The organism is Micromonospora sp. WMMD1155, from assembly GCF_029581275.1.
Taxonomy (GTDB): Bacteria; Actinomycetota; Actinomycetes; order Mycobacteriales; family Micromonosporaceae; genus Micromonospora.
Map to the genome: position 1 here is coordinate 2,978,938 of NZ_CP120742.1, position 24,511 is coordinate 3,003,448.

General features: G+C 69.5%; 24 protein-coding genes, 1 tRNA gene and 1 pseudogene. 12 read left to right on the plus strand and 14 right to left on the minus strand.

Annotation, left to right across the window (positions count from 1 at the left end):
* Positions 1 to 232: 232 nt before the first annotated feature.
* On the plus strand, positions 233 to 856 hold the full coding sequence (locus O7617_RS13515; protein WP_282263893.1) for a DUF6230 family protein: 624 nt from the start codon (positions 233 to 235) through the stop codon (positions 854 to 856).
* Positions 857 to 932: 76 nt separating this feature from the next.
* Positions 933 to 2,420, plus strand: coding sequence for a DUF6114 domain-containing protein (locus O7617_RS13520; RefSeq protein WP_282263895.1), 1,488 nt, complete (start codon positions 933 to 935; stop codon positions 2,418 to 2,420).
* Between the two features lie 56 nt (positions 2,421 to 2,476).
* Here the strand turns inward: O7617_RS13520 and O7617_RS13525 are convergent, their stop codons facing one another.
* Entirely contained in the window at positions 2,477 to 4,147 is a 1,671-nt protein-coding gene (locus tag O7617_RS13525; protein ID WP_282263896.1) for a DUF885 domain-containing protein, read from the minus strand.
* 129 nt (positions 4,148 to 4,276) lie between these two features.
* Between O7617_RS13525 and O7617_RS13530 the strand changes: the two are divergent.
* Positions 4,277 to 5,437: pseudogene (locus tag O7617_RS13530) on the plus strand (DMT family transporter); the annotation flags it as partial.
* Here O7617_RS13530 and O7617_RS13535 read toward each other — a convergent pair.
* On the minus strand, positions 5,320 to 6,393 hold the full coding sequence (locus O7617_RS13535; protein ID WP_282263897.1) for a PHP domain-containing protein: 1,074 nt from the start codon (positions 6,391 to 6,393) through the stop codon (positions 5,320 to 5,322). The pseudogene O7617_RS13530 and the gene O7617_RS13535 overlap by 118 nt on opposite strands.
* A gap of 1 nt (position 6,394) precedes the next feature.
* On the minus strand, positions 6,395 to 7,156 hold the full coding sequence (locus tag O7617_RS13540; RefSeq protein ID WP_282263898.1) for a peptidoglycan DD-metalloendopeptidase family protein: 762 nt from the start codon (positions 7,154 to 7,156) through the stop codon (positions 6,395 to 6,397).
* 119 nt (positions 7,157 to 7,275) lie between these two features.
* On the opposite strand from O7617_RS13540, the gene O7617_RS13545 reads away from it, so the two are divergent.
* The 4 genes from O7617_RS13545 (at position 7,276) to O7617_RS13560 (ending at position 9,152) form a co-directional block, all read left to right on the plus strand.
* Entirely contained in the window at positions 7,276 to 7,614 is a 339-nt protein-coding gene (locus O7617_RS13545) for a hypothetical protein (protein ID WP_282264728.1), read from the plus strand.
* A gap of 132 nt (positions 7,615 to 7,746) precedes the next feature.
* Positions 7,747 to 7,914 carry a hypothetical protein gene (locus O7617_RS13550; protein WP_167454701.1) on the plus strand — a complete coding sequence of 56 codons (168 nt, stop codon included), beginning with the start codon at positions 7,747 to 7,749 and terminating at the stop codon, positions 7,912 to 7,914.
* A gap of 118 nt (positions 7,915 to 8,032) precedes the next feature.
* Positions 8,033 to 8,560: a tRNA adenosine deaminase-associated protein gene (locus O7617_RS13555; protein WP_282263900.1), complete on the plus strand. Its 528-nt coding sequence runs from the start codon at positions 8,033 to 8,035 to the stop codon at positions 8,558 to 8,560.
* Between the two features lie 145 nt (positions 8,561 to 8,705).
* Positions 8,706 to 9,152 (plus strand): nucleoside deaminase, encoded by a 447-nt coding sequence (locus tag O7617_RS13560; RefSeq protein WP_282264729.1) that lies wholly within the window; start codon positions 8,706 to 8,708, stop codon positions 9,150 to 9,152.
* 11 nt (positions 9,153 to 9,163) lie between these two features.
* Here O7617_RS13560 and O7617_RS13565 read toward each other — a convergent pair whose 3' ends face one another.
* Positions 9,164 to 10,324 (minus strand): HAMP domain-containing sensor histidine kinase, encoded by a 1,161-nt coding sequence (locus O7617_RS13565; protein WP_282263901.1) that lies wholly within the window; start codon positions 10,322 to 10,324, stop codon positions 9,164 to 9,166.
* Positions 10,321 to 10,977 carry a response regulator transcription factor gene (locus O7617_RS13570; protein ID WP_282263902.1) on the minus strand — a complete coding sequence of 219 codons (657 nt, stop codon included), beginning with the start codon at positions 10,975 to 10,977 and terminating at the stop codon, positions 10,321 to 10,323. The genes O7617_RS13565 and O7617_RS13570 overlap by 4 nt, the downstream gene beginning before the upstream one ends.
* A gap of 128 nt (positions 10,978 to 11,105) precedes the next feature.
* On the opposite strand from O7617_RS13570, the gene O7617_RS13575 reads away from it, so the two are divergent.
* Genes O7617_RS13575 through O7617_RS13590 form a run of 4 tightly spaced genes read left to right on the plus strand, consistent with a single transcriptional unit; the run spans position 11,106 to position 14,600 of the window.
* Positions 11,106 to 11,630 (plus strand): hypothetical protein, encoded by a 525-nt coding sequence (locus O7617_RS13575; protein WP_282263903.1) that lies wholly within the window; start codon positions 11,106 to 11,108, stop codon positions 11,628 to 11,630.
* Positions 11,627 to 12,709, plus strand: a complete 1,083-nt coding sequence (locus tag O7617_RS13580) for a peptidoglycan-binding domain-containing protein (RefSeq protein ID WP_282263904.1) — start codon at positions 11,627 to 11,629, stop codon at positions 12,707 to 12,709. Before O7617_RS13575 ends, O7617_RS13580 begins: the two co-directional genes overlap by 4 nt.
* 8 nt (positions 12,710 to 12,717) lie before the next feature.
* The gene (locus O7617_RS13585; protein ID WP_282264730.1) at positions 12,718 to 13,401 is read left to right on the plus strand and encodes an ABC transporter ATP-binding protein; all 684 of its coding nucleotides are present in this window, start codon (positions 12,718 to 12,720) and stop codon (positions 13,399 to 13,401) included.
* Positions 13,401 to 14,600, plus strand: a complete 1,200-nt coding sequence (locus tag O7617_RS13590) for an ABC transporter permease (protein ID WP_282263905.1) — start codon at positions 13,401 to 13,403, stop codon at positions 14,598 to 14,600. The genes O7617_RS13585 and O7617_RS13590 overlap by 1 nt, the downstream gene beginning before the upstream one ends.
* A gap of 122 nt (positions 14,601 to 14,722) precedes the next feature.
* Here the strand turns inward: O7617_RS13590 and deoD are convergent, their stop codons facing one another.
* Entirely contained in the window at positions 14,723 to 15,430 is a 708-nt protein-coding gene (gene deoD, locus O7617_RS13595; protein ID WP_030328147.1) for a purine-nucleoside phosphorylase, read from the minus strand.
* A gap of 75 nt (positions 15,431 to 15,505) precedes the next feature.
* Between deoD and O7617_RS13600 the strand changes: the two genes are divergently transcribed.
* A tRNA-Ser gene (locus O7617_RS13600) sits at positions 15,506 to 15,592 on the plus strand.
* Positions 15,593 to 16,393: 801 nt separating this feature from the next.
* Here the strand turns inward: O7617_RS13600 and O7617_RS13605 are convergent.
* From O7617_RS13605 to O7617_RS13640, 8 genes are all read right to left on the minus strand, one after another.
* The gene (locus O7617_RS13605) at positions 16,394 to 18,067 is read right to left on the minus strand and encodes a DUF262 domain-containing HNH endonuclease family protein (RefSeq protein WP_282263906.1); all 1,674 of its coding nucleotides are present in this window, start codon (positions 18,065 to 18,067) and stop codon (positions 16,394 to 16,396) included.
* Between the two features lie 369 nt (positions 18,068 to 18,436).
* Positions 18,437 to 18,718 (minus strand): MazG-like family protein, encoded by a 282-nt coding sequence (locus O7617_RS13610; protein WP_282264731.1) that lies wholly within the window; start codon positions 18,716 to 18,718, stop codon positions 18,437 to 18,439.
* 177 nt (positions 18,719 to 18,895) lie between these two features.
* Entirely contained in the window at positions 18,896 to 21,334 is a 2,439-nt protein-coding gene (locus O7617_RS13615; protein WP_282263907.1) for a hypothetical protein, read from the minus strand.
* 158 nt (positions 21,335 to 21,492) lie between these two features.
* The gene (locus O7617_RS13620; protein WP_282263908.1) at positions 21,493 to 21,987 is read right to left on the minus strand and encodes a hypothetical protein; all 495 of its coding nucleotides are present in this window, start codon (positions 21,985 to 21,987) and stop codon (positions 21,493 to 21,495) included.
* Between the two features lie 92 nt (positions 21,988 to 22,079).
* Complete coding sequence (locus O7617_RS13625) at positions 22,080 to 22,634, minus strand: hypothetical protein (protein ID WP_282263910.1); 555 nt, start codon at positions 22,632 to 22,634, stop codon at positions 22,080 to 22,082.
* A gap of 187 nt (positions 22,635 to 22,821) precedes the next feature.
* Positions 22,822 to 23,478: a dihydrofolate reductase family protein gene (locus tag O7617_RS13630; RefSeq protein WP_282263912.1), complete on the minus strand. Its 657-nt coding sequence runs from the start codon at positions 23,476 to 23,478 to the stop codon at positions 22,822 to 22,824.
* Positions 23,479 to 23,534: 56 nt separating this feature from the next.
* Positions 23,535 to 24,119, minus strand: a complete 585-nt coding sequence (locus tag O7617_RS13635; protein WP_282263914.1) for an AraC family transcriptional regulator — start codon at positions 24,117 to 24,119, stop codon at positions 23,535 to 23,537.
* Positions 24,120 to 24,297: 178 nt separating this feature from the next.
* A complete protein-coding gene (locus O7617_RS13640) occupies positions 24,298 to 24,498 on the minus strand; it encodes a DUF397 domain-containing protein (protein ID WP_282263917.1) in 201 nt (66 codons plus the stop codon).
* Between the last annotated feature and the right edge of the window lie 13 nt (positions 24,499 to 24,511).

Below are 24,511 nucleotides of genomic sequence, written 5' to 3' on the forward strand. Positions count from 1 at the left end.
GCTGAATCGCGATGGATTGTCCGCCTTCGTGGACGACGGTCCCCACTCGCTGCGATCCCGCGCTGTCGCTAGGTCGCCGCCCTGTTACTGATCGGTAATCGGGGGGTTGTGAGCTGCGCCGCACCGGGTGCACCATCAAGCGCGATGGTTACCAGCCGGTAACAGATGGCGGCCCGGTGGGCCGCCACTTCCGGACCGGCCACCCGCACGCATCCAGCCCGAGGAGGAACCCGTGCAGGATCGTTCGAGAAGTCAGGGGCGTACCCGGTGGTGGCGGTTCACCGCCATGATGGTCCCCGCCACGGCCGCCGCCGGCGCCATCCTGTTCGGAATGTCGACCGGCGCGATCGCGTCCGACATCACCGTCTCCGGGCAGACGTTCAAGATCGGTGCCGATCGCCTCGAAGGCGACGGATTCAAGCAGTACGGCGGCATCGTCCGGGAGAAGGGCAAGGCCGGCAAGGCCGGCCAGGCCCACCCGGTCGCCCTGTCCGAGATCAGCAGCGCCGAGTTGTACAGCCTCTGCCAGTCGGTCCGCGCCGACCTGCCGGGCCTGCCGGTGGTGCTCACCATCAACGCCGGTGAGGGCAAGGAGCCCGCCCGCGCCAAGGACCTGCTGATCGCGATGGACTCGCTGGACGGCAACGCGACCTTCACCAACATCAAGATTGGTCGCGATGCCACCGACCTGAACCCGACGGCGCAGGCCGGCTCGTTCGGCCAGAACTCCGACCACGTCACCATCACCAACCTGCAACAGGTGTCCCGCTACACCACGGCGGCCACGTTCAACCTGGTCGGCCTCCGACTGAAGGTCAACGCGGGCGACGACGCCAAGGGCAAGGAGTGCTTCTGAGCTGAGTCGTGGCCCGCGGCGCTCAGCACCGCGGGCCCGGCCCGTGTCCCCGTCCCCGCTCGGCCAGGAGGAGTACGTGACAACCGCGAATCCGTCCCACGCCCGGCCCGGCGGTCCGGCTCAGGCGTGGCGGCTCTTCCGCCGCTGGCAGCGCAGCCGACCGTTCTGGGGTGGCCTGCTCACCGCCCTGGCCGGGCTGGAGATGTTCGCCTCCACCCGGATGACGGTCAACGGTCTGAGCTTCCACAGCGGAGCCAGCGGTCTGCTCGCGCTGTTGATCCCGGTCATCCTGGTGACCTGCGGCCTGCTGCTCTGGTTCACCCCGGCGCAGCGGCTGTTCTACTCCGTCGTCGCCGCGGTGACCGCTGTCTACTCGCTGATCGGGCTCAACCTCGGCGGCTTCTTCGTCGGTCTTTTGCTCGGCATCGTCGGCAGCGCGCTCGCCTTCGCGTGGACGCCGATCCAACCGACTACGCCCGACGCGGGAGACGTGTCGGACCACCCCGCACCGCTCGCGGGCGACGTGTCGAACCATCCCGCACCACTCGCGTCGGACGCGGAAGACGCTCCGACCCGCCCGGCCCCGCCCGTGCCCGACGCGCCGAACCACCCGGCCTCGCCCGTGCCCGACGCCGACGCGCCGAACCACCCGGCTCCGACCGGCCTGGCCGACGCGTCCAGCCAGGAACAGCCGTCCGTCAGGCAGCCCGACCCGAGGGCCTTCGGTGTCGCAGTCGTGGTGCTCGGCCTCGCCGCTGCCGGCCTGGCCGCCCCGCCCGGAGCGGTGCAGGCCGCGCCGAACCGACCCAGCACGACCACCTGCCCGACACCGTCCCGGACCGTCACGCCGTCGCCCACCCGCACCACCGCGACGCCGACGCCGAGCCCGACCCGGCGTGGCAACCTGATCACCGACATCCTGGACGGAATCGGTGACCTGCTCCCCGGTGGACGCCGTAGGGAGACACCGACGCCGTCGGCGAGCCCGACCGTGTCACCGAGCGGCACGCCGACGGCGGCTCCCGGACCGGCCGCCTGCCCGTCGTCGCCCGCCGGCAGGCCGGGCGGTCCGGCGGTACCCGACAAGCCGGGCCCGGTACGGCCGGGACAGCCGCTGCCGCGCATCGCCCCCGACCCGGGCCTGCCGACTGTGGCGCAGACACCGTCCAAGCTCACCGGGTCGTCGGTCCGGATGACCGGGTTGCGGTTCGACGGGATCACCGACCTGCACACGGTGAAGGGCGACCTCACGGTGCTCAAGTTCAGCATGCGGGAGGCGGTGACCGACGACTTCCTGCTCCGCGCCGACGGCCCGGCCGGGCGAAACCAGCGGTACGCGACCGACCGGCTGACCGTCAGCGGGAACGTCGCCTTCTACGCCACCCGGTTCGTCGGCCGGTTGCTCGGTATCAAGATCACGCTGACGCCGGACCTGCCGCTCCCGGAGGGCCTGCCGGTCACCTCGCCCATCCCGATCACGTTCACCGACCCGGTCATCGACCTGGCGTACGTCACCAGTGACACGCTCACCGCCAGGCCCGCGTTGGCGTTGACCCTGGGCTGAGGAACCCGACTGCGCGCGGCGGCGGATTCGTCCCGCCGCGCGCAGCCGTCGCCCGATCAGAGCCGGGCCAGCGCCCGACGCAGCGGGTCGAGACCCAGCGCACCCAGGTCCAGCGCCTGCCGGTGGAACTCCCGCAGGTCGAAGTCCGCGCCCTTGCGGGCCTTGGCGTCCTCACGGGCCTGAAGCCAGATCCGCTCACCCACCTTGTACGAGGGCGCCTGCCCCGGCCAGCCCAGGTAGCGGTTCAGTTCGAAGCGCAGGTTCTCGTCCGGTACCCGGCAGTGCGCCCGCATGAACTCCCAACCCAGCTCCGGCGTCCACCGCTCACCCGGGTGGAAATCGAACGGGTTGTCCTTCGGGATCGCCAGCTCCAGGTGCATGCCGATGTCCACGATCACCCGGGCCGCCCGCATCGCCTGACCGTCGAGCATGCCCAGCTTGTCGCCCGGGTCCTCCAGGTAACCCAGCTCGTCCATCAGCCGCTCCGAGTAGAGCGCCCAGCCCTCGCCGTGCCCGGAGACCCAGCAGAGCAACCGCTGCCAGCGGTTGAGCAGGTCGGCCCGGACGGCGGTCTGCGCCACCTGGAGGTGGTGACCCGGCGCGCCCTCGTGGTAGACCGTGGTCACCTCCCGCCAGGTGGAGAAGTCACTGATGCCCTGCGGCACCGCCCACCACATCCGACCCGGGCGGGAGAAGTCCTCACTCGGGCCGGTGTAGTAGATGGCGCCGTCGCTGGTCGGGGCGAGACAGCACTCGATGCGGCGGACCTGCTCCGGAATGTCGAAGTGCGTGCCGTGCAGCTCGGCGATGGCACTGTCGGCCAGCTCCTGCATCCAGTCCCGGAACGCCTCCTTGCCGCGGATGGTCCGCTCCGGGTCGGCGTCCAGTTTGGCCACGGCCTCGTCGACGCCGGCACCCGAACCGGCGATGCGCCCGGCGACGACCCGCATCTCCGCCTCCAGGCGGGCCAGCTCCGCGAACCCCCAGGCGTACGTCTCGTCCAGGTCGACCTTGGCGCCGAGGAAGTACTGCGAGGCCAGCTCGTAGCGCTCCCGCCCCGCGGCCTGCTTGTCCCGCCCGTGCGGGGCCATCTCGTTACGCAGGAACTGGCCGAACTCGGCCGTCGCCGCGGTCGCCGCCGCCGCGCCGCGACGCAGGTCCGCGCCGAGCGCGCCGTCCGCGCCCAGCCGCTCGACCAGCCCGTGAAAGAAGTTGTCCCGGGCCGGGTCTACCCAGATGTCGCACTGCTTGGCCACCTCGACCAACTGCACCTTCGAGCTGACCTCGCCGGCGGCGAGCGCCTCGCGCAGCGTGGTCTTGTAGCCCTCCAACGCGCCCGCGAAGCCGTTGAGCCGGGCGGCGACGTTGGCCTGCTCGTCGCTGGTCGCGCTCGGCATCAGGTCGAACACCATGCGGATCTCGTGCAGCCCGCTGGTGATGACGCTCACCTCGCTGGTCGCCTCACCGGCGTCGTAGCGCGCCAGGTCGAGGCCGAGCCGTTCCTGCATAGACTCCTTGGCGGTGCGTTCCAACTCGGTCGCCGGCTCGGTCACCTCCAACTCGGCGAGCGTCCGGCGGGTGAGGTCCGCGCGCGCTCGGTAGCCCTCGGGCGATAGGTCGTCGAGCTTGTCGTCATGGCCGGCGATGCCGACGAAGGTCGCGCCGGTAGGGCTCAAGGGCGCCCATTCGGCTACGTATCGGTTGGCGATTTCATCGATTCGTCCCACGCTGCGACCCTACGTGACCACCCCACTCTCGTGTCGATGACGTTTGCCGTGTCCAGGCTGGGGTTTCGCGCGGTGGGACATCCGGAAAGGGGTGCGATTCTGTCGTACGGGTAGGGCAAAGTGTCAGGGGTGACAACCGATTCCACTCCTGACAAGGCGCCGCTGAGCGCCTGGCTGCCGGGCTTCCTCGCCCTCGCCGCCATCTGGGGCTCCAGCTTCCTCTTCATCAAGATCGGGGTGGCCGAGCTGCACCCGGTCCAACTCACCCTCTACCGGGTCGGCGCCGGGGCGTTGACCCTGCTGGTCGTCCTCGCCGTGCTGCGTGACCGGCTTCCCCGCGAGCCCCGGGTCTGGGCGCACCTGGCTGTCGTCGCGGCGTTCGGTGTGGCCGTGCCGTTCACCCTGTTCGGCTACGGTGAGCAGCGGGTCGAGTCGATGCTGGCCGGCATCTGGAACGCCACCACCCCACTGATCGTGCTGCCGCTGGCGGTGCTGGTCTTCCGCACCGAGCGGCTGACCGTGCGCCGTGCCGTCGGGCTCGGGCTGGGCTTCGTCGGCGTGCTGGTGGTCCTCGGGGTCTGGGAGGGCATCGGCGGCGCGCACTTCACCGGGCAGTTGATGTGCTTCGGCGCGGCTGCCTGTTACGGAGTCGCGATTCCGTACCAGAAGCGGTTCGTCGCCGGTAGCACCCACTCCGGCCTCTCGCTCTCCGCCGCGCAACTGCTGCTCGCCGCCGGGCAACTGGCCATCGTCACCCCGTTCGTCGCGGGCCTGCCGCCGCTCCCGACCGAGTTGTCGCTGGGCGTGGTGGCCAGCGTGCTGACCCTCGGCGCGCTCGGCACCGGGCTCGCCTTCGTGATCAACATGCGCAACATCCGGGTGGCCGGCGCGAGCACCGCCTCCACCGTCACCTACCTGATCCCGATCTTCGCCGTGCTGATCGGCGCGGTGGCGCTCGGCGAACGACTCAACTGGCACCAGCCGGTCGGCGCGCTCATCGTGTTGCTCGGTGTCGCGGTCTCGCAGGGCGTCATCGGCCGCCGCCGGACCAGCCCGGTGGTAGGCGTCGGCGCTCCCGCCGCGCCCGCCGCTGAGCCGGTCCGTCACTGAGACCCGCCGCATCACGGAGCCGGCGGATGGCGGGCCGGAAGGAGGCGAGCGGGGCGTCCAGGTCAGGCGCGGCTGTGGGTCCACTCGACCAGTTGCTCGGCCGACCAGGTGTTGACGACCCGGTCGGCGGGCACGCCGCAGAGAGCGGCCCGCTCGCAGCCGAACCGCTGCCAGTCGAGCTGGCCGGGTGCGTGCGCGTCGGTGTTGATGGCGAACCGGCAACCGGCCTCCAGCGCGCGGCGGATCAGCCGCTTCGGCGGGTCCTGCCGTTCCGGCCGGGAGTTGATTTCGACGGCGGTGTCGTGTTCCGTGCAGGCGGCGAAGACGGCGTCCGCGTCGAAGTCGCTCTCCGCCCGCGTCCGGGCGCGGTGCCCACGGTCACCGGGCCCGGTGACGCCCGTCGGGCGGGACGACACCATCCGGCCGGTGACGTGACCGAGGATGTCCAGGTGCGGGTTGGCGACAGCCCTCACCATGCGCCTGGTCATCTTCGACCGTTCGTCCTTCAGGCCGCTGTGCACCGACCCGACCACCACATCCAGGCGGGCCAGCAGATCCTCGTCCTGGTCCAGTGAGCCGTCGGCGAGGATGTCCACCTCGATACCGGTGAGGATCCGGAACCCCTCGGGCAGCGCCGCGTTGACCGTCGCCACGTAGTCGAGCTGCCGACGCAGCCGGTCGGCGGTCAACCCCCGGGCCACCGTCAGTCGGGGCGAGTGGTCGGTCAACACCAGGTACTCGTGGCCCAACTCCACAGCGGCCAACGCCATCTCCTCGATCGGAGAACCGCCGTCGGACCAGTCCGAGTGGGTGTGACAGTCGCCCCGCAGGGCGGCGCGGAGCGCCGTCGCCTCGGCGTCCAGGTCGCTGCCCTCGGTCGCCACCAACCGGCGCAGGTAGACCGGCTCCTCACCGGCCACGGACTCCGCCACACACCGGGCAGTCACGTCGCCGACCCCGGCCAACTCGGTGAGCGTGCCGTTGGCCGCCCGGGTCTGGACCTCGGCTGCGGGCAGACCGGCCAACGCCTTCGCCGCCGACCGGAACGCGCGGACCCGGTAGGTGGCCTCGTTCGCCCGCTCCAACAGGAACGCGATCCGACGCAGGTCGGCGATGGGATCTCTCGCGCCGGCCATGTCAGGGTGCCTTCGGGCAGCCGTGTTCGCGTTGCCACAAGGTGACCTCGGTGGCCGGTTCCCGATTGCCACCGCGCCGCCAGGAATCCAGGTAACGCGCCGGCCAGAGCACCCCGCGCCGGATCCACCAGCCGTCCTTGCCGGTGCACGGCGGCGAGATGCCGAAGTGCACATGGCACACGTTGTTGGCGTTGCCGGTGCGCCCCACCTTGCCGAGCTGCTGCCCGGCCCGCACGCGCACCCCGGCATCGATGCCGCTGGAAACGACACTCAGGTGCGAGCCGTAGTAGCGCACCCCGTCGTCGCCGAGCAGGGACACCGACAGGCCGCCGTTCTCCGGGCCCTGCGGCCCGCGCTTGGTGTACCGGTCGACCCGGCTCACCTCCAGCACCGTCCCGTCGGTCACCGCGACGAACGGCTCACCGCAGTCGGCGAAGAGGTCGGTGGCCGGGTACGCCCCGTGCGTCGGGTGGTAGTCGACGTCGTCGGCGCGTACCGGGAAGACATGCCGCAGCCCGGCGCGCGGTGCCCCCGTCGACGGCCCGGCCGACGACGGCGTCGGGGTGGGTGCCGGACGGTCGGCCGTCGGTGACGGCGCCGCCGGCTGATCGGCTGTCGCCCAGACCACCGGTGGCGTCGGCGCGGCGCCGTCGGCGGGCACCCCCGGCCGGGTGGTCGCGCAGCCGGCGGCCAGCACCGGGGCGAGCAGCAGCAGGATCGGGTACGCCGAACGAGCGCGGCGGTCGATCGTCGGCGACGGCATCCGGTCATCCTGGCAGAGCCGGTACCGTGGGCACGAGCGACGCGCGTGAGGGGAGGGCAGCGACGGTGACCTTCGCCCGATACGACCCCGGCCCGGATCCCGGTGCCGTCGTCCGTCCGGTGGCGCGTACCCCCTCGGGTCTCTTCCCGGCCGGGCCCCCGCACCGCCCCACCTACCGCGAACCGCACCCGGTCACCGGTGGTGGTGTCGCCGCCGGCGGCGGCGCGGCGGCGGCCTGGTTGCTGCTGTTCGGTCTGCTCGGCACCGACGTGGCCAGCTACGCGTGGTGGACCGTGGTGGCCGGGCTGTTGGCCTGGTCGAGCGCCCTGGTGCTGGTCCGCCACGGAGACCGGGGGGTCGCCACCGGGGTCGCCATCGTCACCGCCGGGGGTTGGAGCATCGCCGCCGCCGTGCTGGCGGTCCGTTGGGCCGGCAGCGGTGACTGGCCGCTGTGGTGACCGGCTCCGGCAGTTCCCGTAAGCACCCCGAAACGGCTCCGTAACAGCGTCGACGACTGCGCGGTGTGCCCGGTTGGCTGCGTAGCGAACGCCGTCTTGACGTGGCCGCCGAGACTCGGCACGCTCGGCACTATGGCCTGGACCACCCCGCGACAGGACCCCGATCGCAGCCGCCGTCGCCTTCAGTTGTTGGCCGAGTTGGCGGGCGCCCGTGCGGTCCGTCAGCGCAGCCGACCCCAGCGGCAGCGCACCGAGCGTCTACGCCAGCTCATCGCCACCCGCCGACGGGTAGCCGGCTGATCCGACTTTGACAGGAATGACCGGCCCTTCGGGGCGTTGACCGGTCGCCTGCCGACCTGACCGGCTAACGTGCACGCGTAACGAGTCGGCGCTGTGCCGAGGGGCTATTGGGGGGACCGTGTCGTACTTCGCTGCGGCCGTGGTGCGCGACGACAGTGGCTGGACCGCCGCCGAGGTCAGCCTGCGTGGCGCCACCGACATCGACGAGGTCGCCGACCGGCTGCGGGACGTCGACCAGGAGGCCGACGTGTCGCTGCTCTTCGTCGAGGCGGATGACGCGTACCTGGTGGTCCTTCGCCTCGACGAGGGCGAGGACCTGCGGGTGTTCGGTTCGGATTCCGCGTACGCCGAGGAGTCCCAGCTCGGTGCACTGCTGGTCGGTGACCTGAAGACCTCGGTCACCGGGCTCGACGGCGACGAGGAGCCACGCCCGGCGGCCACCGGTGACGACGAGAGCGAACAGCCCGTCGTCGACCCGGAGGCCGACCCGGTCGGTGACGCCGACCTGCTGGCCAACCTCGGCATCTCCGCGCAGAAGCTGCTGACCCTGTGCGCGCACGAGGGGATGATGCCGGCGGACGTCACCGCCGAGATCTGCCAGGTCCTCGGCTGCGCGGACGAGGTCGAGGAGCTGCGTGAGGTCTGAGCCGGCCGACGCCACCGATCCTTCGCTGGAGTCGATCCGGCCGGGGCAGCCCACCCCCGGTGCGGTGGGGCGGGCCGGGCCCGGCGCCCACGAGGGCCTCGCCGACCTGGGTGAGATCGGGCGACGGCAACGGCACGAGCTGTGGATGCGGCGCGCGTTGGAGATCGCCGTCACCAGCCCGGCCGACTCCGCCGACGGCCCGACCGACGTGGACGACGTGCCGGTCGGAGCGGTCCTCTACGGGCCGGACGGCACCGAGCTGGCCGTCGGACGCAACGAACGGGAGCTGACCGGCGACCCCACCGCCCACGCCGAGGTGCTGGCCCTGCGCCGGGCCGCCGAGCGCAGCGGCCGGTGGCGGCTGGACGGCTGCACCCTGGTGGTCACCCTCGAACCGTGCACCATGTGCGCCGGTGCGCTGGTGCTCGCCCGGGTCGCCACAGTCGTCTTCGGCGCGTGGGAGCCGAAGACCGGTGCGGCCGGGTCACTCTGGGACGTCCTGCGCGACCGTCGACTCAACCACCGCCCCGAGGTCTACGGCGGGGTGTTGGAGGCCGAGACCTCCGCCGTGCTGCGCGCCTTCTTCCGCTGAACCGGCCCTGGTCAGCCCGGTGGAAGGGTGACCGTGACGATCAGGCCGCCGGCCGGTCGGGGCTGCGCCTCGGCGGTGCCGCCGTGGGCCCGGGCCACCGCGCGGACGATGGACAGCCCCAACCCGAAGCCACGCGTACCGGCGACCCGTTCCCGGGACAGCCGACGGAACGGTTGGAACATCGTCTCGACGTCGTAGCCGGGAACGACCGGGCCGGTGTTGGTCACCGTGAGGGTGGGCCGCCCGTCGACCAGCCCGGTACGCACCTCCACCCACCCGTCGGCGGGCAGGTTGTGGCGCAACGCGTTCTCCACCAGATTGACGGTGAGTCGCTCCAACAGCACCGGGTCACCGCTGGTCGGCGCGGGCTCCAGAGTCCGCCGTACCGCCACGGCGGGTGACCGCTGCCCGGCCTGGTCGATCAGGTGCGCGCAGACCTCCGCCAGGTCGACGGGGGTACGCTCGGTCAGCTCGTTCTCCGAGTCGGCCAGGGTCAGCAGGCCGTCTATCAGCCGCTCGTGCCGCTCGTTGACCGCCAGGAGCGACTCGCCCAGCCGCCGGGTCTCCTCCGACGCGTCCGGTCGGGTGACCGCCAACTCCACGAGCGCGCGGTTGAGCGCCAGCGGCGTACGCAGCTCGTGGGAGGCGTTCGCCACGAACCGGCGCTGCCCGTCGAACGAGCGGTCCAACCGTTCCAGCATCTCGTCGAACGTGTCGGCCAGCTCCCGGACCTCGTCGCGGGGGCCGGTGAGCGCGATCCGTTCGTGCAGGCCACGACCGGCGGTGTCCGCACCGGCGATCCGCCGGGCGGTGTCGGTGACCTGCTGCAGCGGCTGCAACGCCCGACCGGCGAGCAACCAGCCGAACGCGATCGCCACCGCCGACACCACCACCAACGCGACGCCGCCCTGGGTGAGCAGCGACTCCAGGGCGTTGCGCTTCGCCTCGTCCTGCGCCTGCTCCACCAGGGAACGCAGCATCTCGATGTTCTGCCCGCCACCCGACCCGGGTGTCGTCGCGGGCACCGGCAGGTCGCGCAGTTTCACCCCGAACGGCTGCGGCATCCGCTGATCGACGAGCACGTACGTGACGGCGAGCAGCACGATGCCGGCCAGCAGGAATAGCCCTCCGTAGATGAGGGTGAGCCGGGCGCGGATGGTCAACCGTTTCATCGGATCTGGTACCCCGCTCCGGGCACCGTCTCGATCACCGGCGGGTCGCCGAGCTTGCGGCGCAGCTTCATCACGGTCACCCGGACGACGTTCGTGAACGGGTCGATGTGCTCGTCCCAGGCGCGTTCCAGCAGATCCTCGGCGGAGACCACCGCCCCGTCGGCGCGCAGCAGCTCGGCCAGCACCGCGAACTCCTTGCGGGACAGCGCGACGTGCCGGTCGTCCCGGCGTACCTCGTGGCGGGCCGGGTCGAGCTGGATGCCGGCGCGACGCAGTGTCGGCGGCGTCGCCGGGCGGGCCCGGCGGGTCAGCGCGTGCACCCGTGCCGACAGCTCCACCAGGGCGAACGGTTTCGTCAGGTAGTCGTCGGCGCCGAGCGCCAACCCCGCCACCCGCTCCCGGACCGCCGCCGCGGCGGTCAGCATCAGCACCCGGGTCTCCCCACCCGCGTCGACGATCGCCCGGCACACGTCGTCGCCGTGCACCACCGGCAGATCCCGGTCCAGGACCACCACGGCGTACTCGTTGACACCCAGCCGTTCCAACGCGGCGTCCCCGTCGTACGCCACGTCGACGGCGAACGACTCCCGACGCAGCCACTCGGCGATGGCGTCCGCCAGCACGGTCTCGTCCTCGACCACCAGCACTCTCACCCCTCCATGGTCCTCGGGCTGCGATAACGGCGGCGTAACCGCTCACGGTTACGCCGGAGATACGACACCTGCCGTGCACTTGTGACACGTCCGGCCAACCGCGCCGGACCTGAGCGGAAGTGGACACCATGCGACGACAGATGCTCGCGATCCCCGTCCTGCTCGCCCTGGCGCTGCCCGGATGCGGCCCGCGCGGCGACGACGGCGGCGGGGTCGCGACCGCCGGAGGGGCGAAGGCCGGCGTCACGGCGAGCGGCACGCCGACCGGCGACTCGGACCGGCAACTCGCCTTCGCCCGCTGCATGCGCGAGAACGGGGTGGACATGCCCGACCCGGAGGCGGGGGGCCGTCCGGCCTTCCGGTTCGGCGCCGACGTGGACCAGCAGAAGGTCCAGGCCGCCATGGAGAAGTGCCGGGACAAGCTCCCCAACGGCGGGCAGGGGCCGCAGCTCAACCCTGAGCAGGCCGAACAGATGCGCGCCATGGCCAAGTGCATGCGGGAGAACGGGGTGCCGGACTTCCCGGATCCGGACGCCGACGGGCGGGTTCGGATCGGGACCGGGGACAACGCGATCAACATCGGCGACCCGGCCATGAAGGCCGCGCTGGAGAAGTGCCGGCAGCACGCACCGCAGTTCGGGGGTGGCCGGTGACCGTCCGACGCACGCGGCTGCGGGCCGCTGCCATCGGGGGCGTCGTTCTCCTGTTCGCCGCCGTCGGCGTGGTCGCCGCGATGGGCTTCGGCGGCGGCGGCGAAGACCGCGCCCAGGCCGGTACCACGGCACCGGCCACCGCCACCGTCACCCGGCAGACCCTCGCCGACTCGGAGACCGCCGACGGCGAGCTGGGGTACGGCACGACACGCACCGCCACGGCGAAGCTCAGCGGCACCGTCACCGCGCTGGCGGCTACCGGGTCGACGGTGCGCCGGGGCAAGGCGCTCTACCAGGTCGACAACGAGGAGGTGGTGCTCCTCTACGGCGGGCTGCCCGCGTACCGGACTCTCGCCCCCGGGATGGAGGGTGCCGACGTCGCGCAGTTCGAGCGGAACCTCCAGGCGTTGGGCTACACCGGTTTCACCGTCGACGACGAGTACACCGGCAGTACCGCCGACGCCGTCCGGGACTGGCAGGAGGACCTCGGTCTGGCCGAGACCGGCCGGGTCGAGCCGGGGCGGGTCGTCTACGCCGACCGGGAGGTCCGGGTGGAGAGCCACCAGGCCGCCGCCGGTGATCTCACGCAGCCCGGCCAGACGGTGCTCACCTACACCGGCACCGACCGTGTCGTCACCGTCGAGTTGGACGTGGACGACCAGCGGTTGGCCAAGCGCGACGCGAAGGTCGCCGTGAAGCTGCCGGACGGCCGCGCGGTGGACGGCACCGTCAGGACCGTCGAGACGGTCGTCCAGCCCGGCGCGGCCGGTGCGAACGGGCAGTCCGGCGATGTCGAGACGAAGATCGAGGTGACGGTCGCGGTGACCGACCCGAAGGCCCTCACGGGCTTCGACCAGGCCAGCGCCGACGTCACGTTCACCGTCTCGGAGCGCCGTGACGTGCTCACCGTGCCGGTGGCGGCGCTGTTGGCGCTCGCCGAGGGCGGCTACGGGGTCCAGGTCGCCGAGGGCGACGCGACCCGGATCCTCGCGGTCACGACCGGGCTGTTCGCCGACGGTCGGGTGGAGGTCGACGGCGCGGACCTCACCGAGGGCATGGCGGTGGTGGTGCCGACGTGACCAGCGAGGTGGTCGTCCTCGACCGGGTCAGCAAGAGGTACGCCGGAGATGTCGTCGCCCTGGACGACGTGTCGCTGCGGGTCGGCTACGGCGAGTTGGTGGCGATCGTCGGCCCCTCCGGATCGGGCAAGTCGACGATGCTGCACCTGATCGGCACCCTGGACCGGCCGTCGTCGGGCAGCGTGCACGTCGACGGGTACGACGCGGCCAAGCTGAGCGACCGGGAGCTGTCCGCGTTGCGGGCCACCCGGATCGGCTTCGTGTTCCAGCAGTTCCATCTGGCTCCCGGTGTCCCGGTCGTGGACAACGTGGCCGACGGGTTGCTCTACTCCGGCGTACCCCGCAGGAGGCGGCGCGAGCGCGCGGAGGCCGCGCTGGTCCGGGTCGGCCTGGGCCACCGGTTGGGGCACCGGCCGCACGAGCTGTCCGGGGGTGAGCGGCAGCGGGTGGCGGTGGCCCGCGCGGTGGTCGGCGAGCCGGCGGTGCTGCTCGCCGACGAGCCGACCGGCAACCTCGACTCCAGCTCCGGCGCGGGGGTGCTGGAGTTGCTGCACGACCTGCACCGGGCCGGTACCACCGTCCTCGTGATCACCCACGACCGGGAGATCGCGGAGAGTCTGCCCCGGCAGGTACGGATGCGTGACGGCGCGGTGCGACACGACTCGGCCTACGCGCCGGGCGGGGTCGGCTGATGGCGACGCTGAACCCGGCCCGGATGGGACCGGCGGACATCCTGCGCGTCGGCGGGGTGGGGCTGCGGACCCGTCCGCTGCGGGCGTTCCTCTCCGCGCTGGGCATCGCGATCGGCATCGCCGCGATGATCGCGGTCGTCGGCATCTCCTCGTCGTCCCGGGCCGAGCTGGACCGGGCGCTCGACGCGCTCGGCACCAACCTGCTCACCGTCGAGCCGGGCAACACCCTGTTCGGCGCGGACGCGCAACTGCCCGAGGAGTCGATCGCGATGATCGGGCGGATCGGCCCGGTGACCGACGTGTCAGCGACCGGGCAGGTCGCCGACGCCAAGGTCTACCGCTCGGACCGGATCCCGGCGGCGGAGACCGGTGGCCTCGCCACCCAGGCGGCCCGGCTGGACCTGCTCACCACCGTCGGAGCCGAACTGGCCACCGGCACCTGGCTCAACGAGGCCACGGCCCGTTATCCGGCGGTCGTGCTCGGTGCCACCGCGGCGCAGCGGCTCGGGATCACCGCAGCGGACCCGCGGGTGCAGGTGTGGCTCGGTGGGCGGCCGTTCACAGTCGTCGGCACCCTCGCCGCCGCGCCACTCGCCCCGGAACTGGACACCTCGGCGTTGATCGGCTGGGCGGCGGCGGCCGAGTACCTGGGCTTCGACGGCCACCCGACCACCGTCTACACCCGGGCACAGGAGTCCCAGGTCGAGGCGGTCCGGTCGGTGCTCGGCGCGACCACCAACCCGGAGGCGCCGAACGAGGTGGAGGTCTCCCGGCCCTCGGACGCGCTGGCCGCCGCCCAGGCGACCGACGACGCGTTCACCGGCCTGTTGCTGGGCCTGGGCGCTGTCGCACTGCTGGTCGGCGGGGTCGGTGTGGCCAACACCATGGTGATCTCGGTGCTGGAACGACGGGCCGAGATCGGCCTGCGCCGGTCACTCGGAGCCACCCGGGGTCAGGTGCGGTCCCAGTTCCTCGCCGAGTCGCTGCTGCTCTCCGCGCTCGGCGGGCTCGGTGGGGTGTTGCTGGGGATCCTGGTCACCTCGGGGTACGCCCTGTCCCAGGGTTGGCCGACAGTGGTTCCGGCCTGGGCGATGCTCGGCGGCGTCGGCGCGACACTGGTCATCGGCGGCTTCGCGGGCCTCTACCCGGCGGTGCGCGCCGCCCGCCTCGCGCCGACCGAGGCGCTGGCCGCGGTCTGACCGGGCTGCTGCCTCTGCCTGGGCGGGCGAGCCTGGTGCGAAAGAGCGGTATGACTCTGAGGCATATTTATACCTCTGAGTCATACCGCTCTCGGCAGTGAGCCGCCCTTCGCCGGAACGGATCAGGCGATGATCGTGTCGAGGGCGATCTCGACCATCTGGCTGAAGGTCTGCTCGCGCTCCTCCGAGGTGGTCTTCTCGCCGGTCTTGATGTGGTCGCTGACGGTCAGCACGGTCAACGCGCGGGCCTTGAAGCGGGCGGCGATCGTGTAGAGCGCCGCCGACTCCATCTCCACCGCCAGCACGCCGTAGTCGGCGAGGGTGTCGTAGAGGTCCGGTCGGTCGGTGTAGAAGGCGTCCGCCGCCAGGATCGGCCCGACGTGCATGCTGATGCCGCGCCGCTCGGCCACCTCGACCGAGGTACGCAGCAACCCGAAGTCGGCCACCGGGGCGTAGTCGATCAGCCCGTCGAAGCGCATCCGGTTCATGTTCGAGTCGGTGGACGACCCGATCGCCGCCACCACGTCCCGCAGCTGCAGGTCGGTGCTGAGGGCCCCGCACGAGCCGACCCGGATCAGCGTCTTCACGCCGTACTCGTTGATCAGCTCGTGGGCGTAGATGGAGGCCGACGGCATGCCCATGCCGGAACCCTGGACGGAAACCTCGACGCCGTTCCAGCGGCCGGTGAAACCCAGCATGCCCCGAACCGTCGAGTAGCAGGTGGCGCCCTCGAGGTAGGTCTCCGCGATCCACTTGGCCCGCAGGGGGTCACCCGGCATCAGGACCCGCTCGGCGATCTCGCCCGGCTTCGCGCCGATGTGCGTACTCATGGCAAAGATCCTGCCAGGCCGGCCGGGGCGATACCGGTTCGGCGTCCGAACCAGCGGTCCTGTACCCTCGTCGGCGGTGGCGTGTCCGAGCGGCCTAAGGAGCACGCCTCGAAAGCGTGTGAGGGTTAACGCCCTCCGAGGGTTCAAATCCCTCCGCCACCGCTCGCAACAGCGAGAACGCCCGGCCGGTCCGTGAGGACCGGCCGGGCGTTCCGCTTCTGGTCTCAGTTTCTGAGTTGGGTCCATCGGCGCTCGACCCCGCACGCTTGCTGCCTCCGCCGACCTTACGAATGGATGGTGAACGCCCGCCAAGCAAGGCAGGTTAACGGCCGACGATGGAATCTGCGATGCTGCAACGATTAGTTACTCCGCCACAAAATGAATGACTGGAACTTCTGTGAGTTCGGCATTGTGTGCGAGTGAAATAACCTTCCCGGGGTTTCCGTCATTGCTGTGGACAAGGACTTTAGGGTCAATTGCCGGGCGCGGTCGACAACCACCCGTATAGCCTCCATCGCCTCCCGTGGGCGGGAAATGTCGCGTACACGCGGAACTCCCGGTAGCGGGGGTGGTCAATCCCTAGTGTTGGTAATTCGTCTTCTCGGAGGCGGGCTACGTAATAGCCGGCGGTGAGCAGGTGGCGGCTCTTGGAGGCATCGACAAGTACTTTTGCATCCGGTCGGTGCCAGTAGGCGCCGTCGTACTCAACGATCAGGCGGCCGGCGGCGGTGTTTACGAGGACGTCGCTGTGATCCGTGCGTGCGTGCTGGCCAGGCTGCCGCTCGGTGTAACGAGCAGCCAGTCTTCCGCCGTGCCATCCCGATTCGAACCACAGATCACACGCGAGACGCCTATTGACCATTAGTGCGACACGGACACCGGTTGAAGCCGACGTTCAGGATTCATCTGGTGAACTTTTACGAGGATGTTCAGAGATGGCAGGCGGCCGCGCGACAAAAGCAATTAGGGTCTGGTCTGTGGATCCTTTAGAACTGTCTTGGCAAAGTCCTCGGTTCGTGCTCGGATAACGTCTGGAGTCCAATCCGAATATCCGAGAACCTGAACGCTCCTAGGGAAGGAAGTCACGCGGTCCTTCAAGTACGTTGACTTCTTCTCCTCAAACTCCCGATTGCCGGCTCTAGAGTTTTTGCTTTTACTTAAGAGGACGAGGTTGCCCGCCGAATCGATCAGCTCCTGATGCTCGGAATCACTGAACGTCATATCCCAATTCCCCCCCTCTTTGGGATTCTGGGGTAGGACATGCTCGATGGAGCGGACTTGGAAGTGGCGGACATGATCCAGTTCGTCCGCGACGATCTCCGCCCGAACAAGCAAGTATTTAGCATGGCTCGCGCCATAGAAATTCTTCGCACGGCAACCGGCCTCTATGTTCTCGGTCGACACTGCCACAGTGAAGATCACTTGGTCTGCTGATGTCGCCCTGTCAATCTCCTTGAGAATCGTCGTGTAAACGCCGTAGCGCTCATCCTTGCGCGTGCCAGTGATCCAGTGGTCCAAGTAGACTTTCTCGATGGTCAACAAGAAATCGTACAGGCGCTCCTTGTCGAACTTCGCCGCAAAGGCAAGCAGGCATGCCTTCCATTCCGAAGCCGAGAAGTACGTTACCATCGCGTCGATGAGCGTTCTATATGCCACATGAGGCTGGTCGCCGGCGGGATCCAATATGTCTCGATCAACGAAGAGCGCGTCGTAGAGGTCGACGTACTTCTCCAGTTGATCCATGAATTCGGGCCCAGGCTTGGGCATATTGGGCTGCCCGAGGATCTTCCTCTCGAATTCCTTGTGCAGATCGAACTGCGTCTTCTCTTTTATGTAGAGCAGGCGCAGCAAGCTGAAAATGTTCTCGAACTCTGCCTCGCCTAGGCGGCCCTCCATCTCCTCCCACTGGCGGGCATACTTGGTCCTGGAATCGGCTGTCGTGACGTATGCAGGGTCGAGGTTGTAGGCCTTGAGTACGTCGATCCTGCGGAGCTGCTTGCCTCGGTCGTTGACTACAGTGAAGAGGCGGAACGCGTCCTCGAAAGTGTCCGTAGCTACGTAAATAAAGGTGCAATTCTGTGTCACGAAGATCGCCAAGCTTTCGCGATCATGCTCCCGCATCAGCCGCAACTTGTTCCAGAAAATCTTCCGGGCCGCCTCGTAGCGACGATTGATCGCACTCTTGAGGTCGGAGCTAGGAAGGGGTTGCGCTGCACCGCCCTGAGTGCCAATCATGGAGTTGAAGACGGCCTGATCTTTGACCTGGAGCCTATTGCGCGCCGGGATTGAGTCCAGTTTTTTGGCTGCTTGAAAGATTTTCTCGTGGATCTCCGTCGTCAGCGTCTTGTCATCGGTGGTGTCGAGAGAGTCTCGCATGCAAGCCATGAGGATGCAGAGGGCTGTGAGTCGTTGCTGTCCGTCTACAACGTCATACTCTCCCTGTTTAATCTTGTGTAGTACGAGCGTGCCCAAGAAGTATGGTTCATCTCGTTGTGCGCTCCCCAAATCATCGATCAGGTTGGTGAAATCTTCATCGTCCCACAAAAAAGGTCGCTGGTAATCGGGGATGCGGAAGAAGAAATCTTGCGAGAATAGCTTGGTAAGCGGCATCATGTCGCTCTCAAGCTTCTTTGCCATGATGGTGGCCCTCTCTCGCCGGCTGCGGCTTCCCCCCATCCGCAATGGATAGGGGATGAACGATCCTATGCGTTGCGAGACAGGCTGGCGAGACCCCAATCCGCCCGCATCAGGCAGGGGGAGCCGAACACGCTGACGCCGGGCGCACAAACCCTGGGGCGGTTTGGGCTGGCTGACGGGGCTCAGCAGTTAGTACCTTGTCCATTGCTTTGATCCACTAAATCGTATTCCGTAATGTTCGCCCGCGCACAACGGATTTCGGTAGGGTATGAAGGGATTTGCGCCACGTAGGAAACATGCCCTGCGAATCGAGCTGGCCGCAAGGTGCAAACGCGGAACGTGTGTCGAGCAGTGCCACGTGGCACCAGCCTATGGCTGGTTCTCGTACGTGTCGTACTTGTCACTGCGACTGCGTGACTGGTCGGCTGGGTAGCGCCTAGCGTTGAGACCCATCTTCGCCTGCACGGCCGTGGCAAGGTCGACCAGGAGTTCGTCCGCCAGGCGGAGCAGGTAGGCGAGAACGTCGGCAAGTTCGTGGCGTACGGCCTTGGCCCGAGCCGGATCGCTCATGATTGCTGTGGACTGTACCGGGGTGAGCCGCTGGAAGATCTCGACGAGTTCGCCGGCCGTCCATGGCGGTTCGACGGACAGGTCAACTGCTGGTCATGTGCGCTGTCGGACCGGTCCGGACGCATGATCGCAGACCTCGAAAGCGTGTGAGGGTTAACGCCCTCCGAGGGTTCAAATCCCTCCGCCACCGCTCTGAAGTGCGAAACGCCCAGTCGATCCGTGAGGATCGACCGGGCGTTTCGTCATTCGGCCGGTAGGTCAGCTCGCGGGCAGGCTCGCATCCCGGTGGGTGAGCTGGTAGGTGGCGTCGACGCCGTCCGCCTCCAGGATCACCGTGACCGGGCCAGCGGGTAGCGAGCAGGTGATCGTCCGCTCGACGGCGTAGCCGGTCGGACCGCAGTAGCGACGCCCGGCCGAGTCGAAGACCGACAGGCGTGCGTCACCGGTCCCGCCGGTCCGCTTCCAGGTGATCGACTCCGTGGCAGCCCGCGCATCGGCCGGGATCGAGAGGCAGACCCCGAACCGGTCCGCGCCGGTCGCCACCGTGGCACCCGTCGCGCCAGCCGGAAGTTCCGGGCAGGCGGGCGGGCCGTCGGTGCGGGCGAAGGCGAGGGAGTACGGCCCGTCCGCATCGCCGTCGTCCGAGCTGAGCACGGCGAGGAACGGTGCCTGGCCGGTCAGCTCGCAGTGGTACTGGCGCAGCCCCCAGGACGAGTCGCAGATGAACGCCCCGGTGGAGTCGATCACCGTCACGCTGGGCGATCCGGGTCCGGTGGCGTCACCCGGGAGCAGTTCCGTGATGAGGGCGCCGGCGGGGCTGCTCAGTTCGAGGCAGTCGAACTGCGCCGGCGTGGCCAACTGCCCCCGCACCGGGGCGTCCTGCCAGCCGACGTCGGACACCGGTCGGCAGTCGGACGGAAGCCACGGCAACACGGCGAGGTGGTACCGCAGGCTGTTGTCGATCACCGAGGTCGGTGCGCCTCCGCTGAGCACCAGGGTGTACCGCCCGGCAACGGGGACCTTGCACCACACGTCAGTGCACACCTTGTGTCCGGCGCCGTCGTAGACGGTCGCGTACTGCCGGTAGGTGTCCTCGCCGACCGCCTTGACCCGGAAGGTGCCCTCGGGCAGGTCCAGGACGCGGCAGCGGATGCCACCGAGCGCGCCGGCCGGAGCGGCGTTGTACGCCCCGGGCGTGACGGTCGGGCAGCCGGTCGAGTCCGAGAGGGCGCGTACCTGCAACCGGTAGGTCAGATTGGTGCTCTCCGAGTCCCAGCGGGAGAGGTAGGAGATGACCCGGAAGGTGCCGGTGGACGGAAGTTCGCAGCCGTCCTCCTCCGTCCACTCCGTGCACAGCACGGCACCCTGCTCGTCGACGATCCAGGAGAAGACGTCGTTGTACCGGTCCGGAGCCCGGTAGACCATGACTCGCTCACCGGCCTCGCCGTGGAACGGCTGGCAGTTGGTCTGCACGGCCGAGGTCTGGTGCACGGTCAGGGTCGGCTGGTCCCAGGCGAGCCCGGCGGGTGCGGCGCAGCCTTCGGTCTGGTCGAGCCGGGCCACCGCCACCTGGTAGGTGGTCGGTTCCCAGTTCGAGTTCTGCGCCACGAGCGTGTAGGAGCCAGCCGTCGGTGCGGCGCAGGATCGCCAGGAGTCGTACTCCGAACACACCACCCGGCCGGCGTCGTCGTACAGATACCAGTAGAGGGACTGGTCCGCGTACTGATCGAAGCGGACGACCAGGCGGCCGGGGGTGGTGACCCGCAGAGCCTGACAGCTGATCCCCTGGTTCGGTGGCACGGTGCCGGTCCCGACTGCCGCGCCCGGGTCCCCGAAGGCGGTCAGGGACAGGGCCGGGCAGCCGACGGACTGCGAGAGCCGGGGCATCTTGAGGGTGTAGGCGGCCGTGTTGCCATAGGTCTCCTGGAGGAAGAGCCGGTACGGTCCGGCGCCCCGGAGCGTGCACTCCGTGGGGTAGCGCACCGTGCAGACCGGCTCGAACTGCCCGTTCAGGATGGGGCCCTGGATGTCCTCGGCCCCGCCCGGGTCGGCGAGGTGCAGGACCGTCTCGGCGGGCTGCGTGAAGGTGAAGCAGCGGGCGGCCAGGCCGGCGGGCAGGGTGCCGCTGCGTCCGGTAGAGGCGAAGGAGAAGAAGCTCTTGGGCAACTCGGCGCAGGTGGAGGGTGCGCGCATCGACTCAGCCGACAGCGAGTAGGCGGCGTTGCCGGTGTTGTAGCTGAGCGCCACCGTCACCTTGTAGGTGCCCGCGGCGTCGAGCTTGCAGTCGGTCAGATAGGAACTGACGTAGCAGACGTGGTCGCCGTCGGAGTTCTTCACCTCGGCCCCGACGCTGTCCCCCGAGACCTGTCGGAGCCGGACGAACAGGGTGTCCTGGTCGACCGTTGAAACGATCTTCCAGGTCTGCTTCGCGGTGCCCGCGATAGAGGCGCAGTTCTTGACCTTGCCCAGCGGAAGCTGCCCGCCGCAGGTGGCGGACGCGCTGTCGACCGTCGCCGGGGTCTTGGCGACCTGGGCCGAAGCGGGAGCCGAGGGGGTGACCGGTGCTCCTGCCGACGCGGCTGGCGGTTGCGGTCGCTCGGTCGTCGTGACGGCGGGTCGGGCCGACGGCTCGTCGGTCGGGGCGGCGGCGGCAGGACCGGTGAGTAGGCCCGACCCGGCGGCGCTGATGGCGGCCACAGCCGTCCACCTGAGTACTTGTCTCCACAGTGGACCGTGGTTGGTTGGTCGCACGATTGGCTCCCCCGTATGAGTCGCGCGATCTGCGCGAGCGGGGAGATGGTTTCACGAAGGTTGATTCCCAACAATCGGCTTGTCGGGTCGCCCGTGACGGCGACTCAGCACGGGCCGGTGCCCTCGTCGAAGAGGCGGCGGGCCCAGTCCGCGTACCCGGCGATGGTTTTTCGGACCGTGCGGCCGTCGTGCAGGAACAGGTACGCGCGGTCGCCGCTGCGGGCGAGCAGCCCGTCGAGGCGGTGTGTCCCCTGTGGAGCGGCGAGCCGGGTCACCAGCGGGTAACGCGCCCAGACCTGGCCGACGGGTGAGCCCGCGGTGATGCCCTCGGGTGTCCGCATCGGGTCGCCGACCCAGAGCAGCACCAGTCTGTCCTCGATGAAGACCGGGCTGACCGTGTCGTGGCCGACGAGCATCGGCCCGCAGGCGTCCAGGTCGGTACGCAGGATGCCGCGCCGGGTCAGCTCGTCCTCGGTGTCGCCGAACTCGATGTTGCGCAGGCCGTTCAGGTCGATGATCTCCACGCTGCCGGCGGGCCGTCCGTCCGGGATCGACCCGGTCGGCGGTACGCCACTGCCTGCGATCGAGGCAGCCGTCATCAGCGTGGCAATAAAAGCAAATTGTCGCAATTTCATGGAATCCCCCAGTCCCCAACGGAACGGGGGCGTTCAGGTTGCTGGCGGCAGTCGGATTACTGGTTTTCCCACTGTTCGACCAGTTCGTCCCAGTAGTCGGCGCTGAGTCGACGTCGCCCGTGCGCCAGCCAACCCTCGGTGTTGCGCTCCAGGTGCAACCCCAACTCGGCGAACGGGTCGATCCAATCGCCGGGCTCGCTACCGAGGCGGGCCAGCGCCCCGTTGATCGGCCACTGTTCGCGCGACGTGTCCAACTCGTCGTCGAAGTGTGGCCCCCAGGTCAGCGCCCCACCCAGCCACACCGCCGCCGACTGGTAGCCGGCGCCACCACCGAACTCCGCCTCCAGATACGCCACCGGCCCCGCCTGTGACCAGCGGGCCAGCGACTCCACGAGCGTCGGCGACAACACCAGGCCGAACGGGTGCTCAGCGCTGCGGTCGTCCGTCGCGAAGTCCGGCAGCGACCCGGTCAACTCCACCACCAACTGCGGGGTGACCGGCAGCAGCCCGAAATCCTGGCGCAGCTCGCCGAGAACCGCGTGATCCAGCCCGGCGGTCTGCTCGCGGAGCAGCTCCACGTCCGCGACCACCGCGCTGAGCTGGTACGCCATCGAACCCTCCGCCGTCCACAGCCTGTGGATAGAACATGTGTACGACGGGTTCCGGCCGGACCGGCGTCGATCCCCGGACCGTACCCGCCCGGCGGCGGCAGAATTCCCGCCGGGACCCGTTGTGCGGTCCGAGCCGCCGTCCACAACCTGTGGATAGAACATGTGTACGACGGCCGGGGCGTCGGCGTCAGTCGAGGACCGGCGTCGAGTGACCGCTCTCCACGGAGTACGCGCCCGCGGGGATCACCCCACGGCTCGTGGGCGTCAGCGTCAGCGAGACGACGCCACCGGGCAGCACCCGCGCGTCTCCTGAGGTGTCGAACGTCGCGGGCGTCGTTCCCTCCGGAAACAGTCGTTTTCCGGTGCCGACCACGACGGGGTACTGAAGTAGCCGGTAGAGGTCGATGAGCCCGGCCCGGTGCAGCTCCTGCACGAGTTCCCAACTGCCGTGGACCTGGAGTTCCCGGCCGGGGAGCCCCTTGAGCCGGCGCACGTCGTCGACGATGCCGGTGCGGAGGACCGTGGTCGGGCTCCACTCGGCCTCCTCGTCGGTCAGCGTCCTGCTGACGACGTACTTCGGCAGCGTGTTCAGCTTGGCGGCGATCAGGTTGTCGGGCGCGGTGACCTTGGGCCAGTACCCGCCGAGCAGGCCGTAGCTCGTGCGGCCGAAGAGGAAGGCTTCCGCCTCCCGGAACCAGCCCTCGACCACCTCGTTGGTGTGCGCGGATGCGTGCGGGACGAGCCACCCGCCCCGGTCGAAGCCGCCCGAGCGGTCCTCGTCGGGGTTGCCCGGTCCCTGCATGATCCCGTCGAGGCTGACGAAGACGTTGACGCTGAGCAGCACGGTTCTCCTCCGGATGCCGGTTCGGGGCAGCCGCCGGGGCGGCCGGAGGACGGACGTTAGCTTCCTGGTGACGGGCCGGTCTTGTACAGGAACGACATCGACGCGTCGTCGTCCGTTCGCAGCCCTCGCGCGGTACGCCCGACGTAGCGCCGCAGCGCATGGGCCAGGTGAGCTTGGTCGAAGTACCCCAGTGCCTCGACGACAGTGCTCCAGTCGAGCCCGTCGCGCAGCATCGTGGCCGCCGCGTTCACGCGGTCGATCTGCGTCACGGCGGTGCGCGAGAGGCCGGTGACCGCGCGGTACTGCCGCTGAAGCGTTCGACTGGACGGGTGGTCCCCGGGGTGCCCGGCGAAGCGCTCCAGGCGTGATCGCACCAGCAGGCCCGCGTCCCGCAGCCGCCGGACGAACTGCTCGACGTTCTCGTACGTCGGCGCTTCCCAGGCCTCGCCGCCGATGACTATCCGGCCCGAGTCCGTCACCGGAAAGGACACGTGGCTGTCGACGATCGCGGCTGTCGGATGCGGCCGGAGGACGGTGCCGAGCGTGAGCCGGATGCCGAAGAACTCGGCGTCCGGCGGGACCGGCGCAGAAGTCGCTCTGGTCTCCGGTCCGCGCAGACTGACATGTAGCTGCCCCTGCATCCGCGTGAAGATCAGTTGGCAGCACGTGCGCGCCGCCGATGTCATCGTGTCTTCCGCCTCGCTGCGGGTGCGCCACACGCGATCGACGAGGCTCGCGTGTGTCTCGGTGTCACGATGCTCGAATAGCAGGCGCAAGGCTCTCCCTACTGCACTGCGTTCCAGCGACGGTGGCTCCTGGTCAGACCTGCGAAGCCAGCCCGGTGACGAACGCGCGCCAGGCCGTCGACGTGAAGGTGAGTGCCGGACCGGCCGGGTCCTTGGAATCGCGTACGCCCACGACGCCGGGCAGGTTGTCGGCGACCTCGACGCAGTTGCCGCCGTTGCCGCTGCTGCGGCTGCTCTTGCGCCATCGGGCGCCGCTCAACCCGTTCAACTCCATGACTCCACGCTCC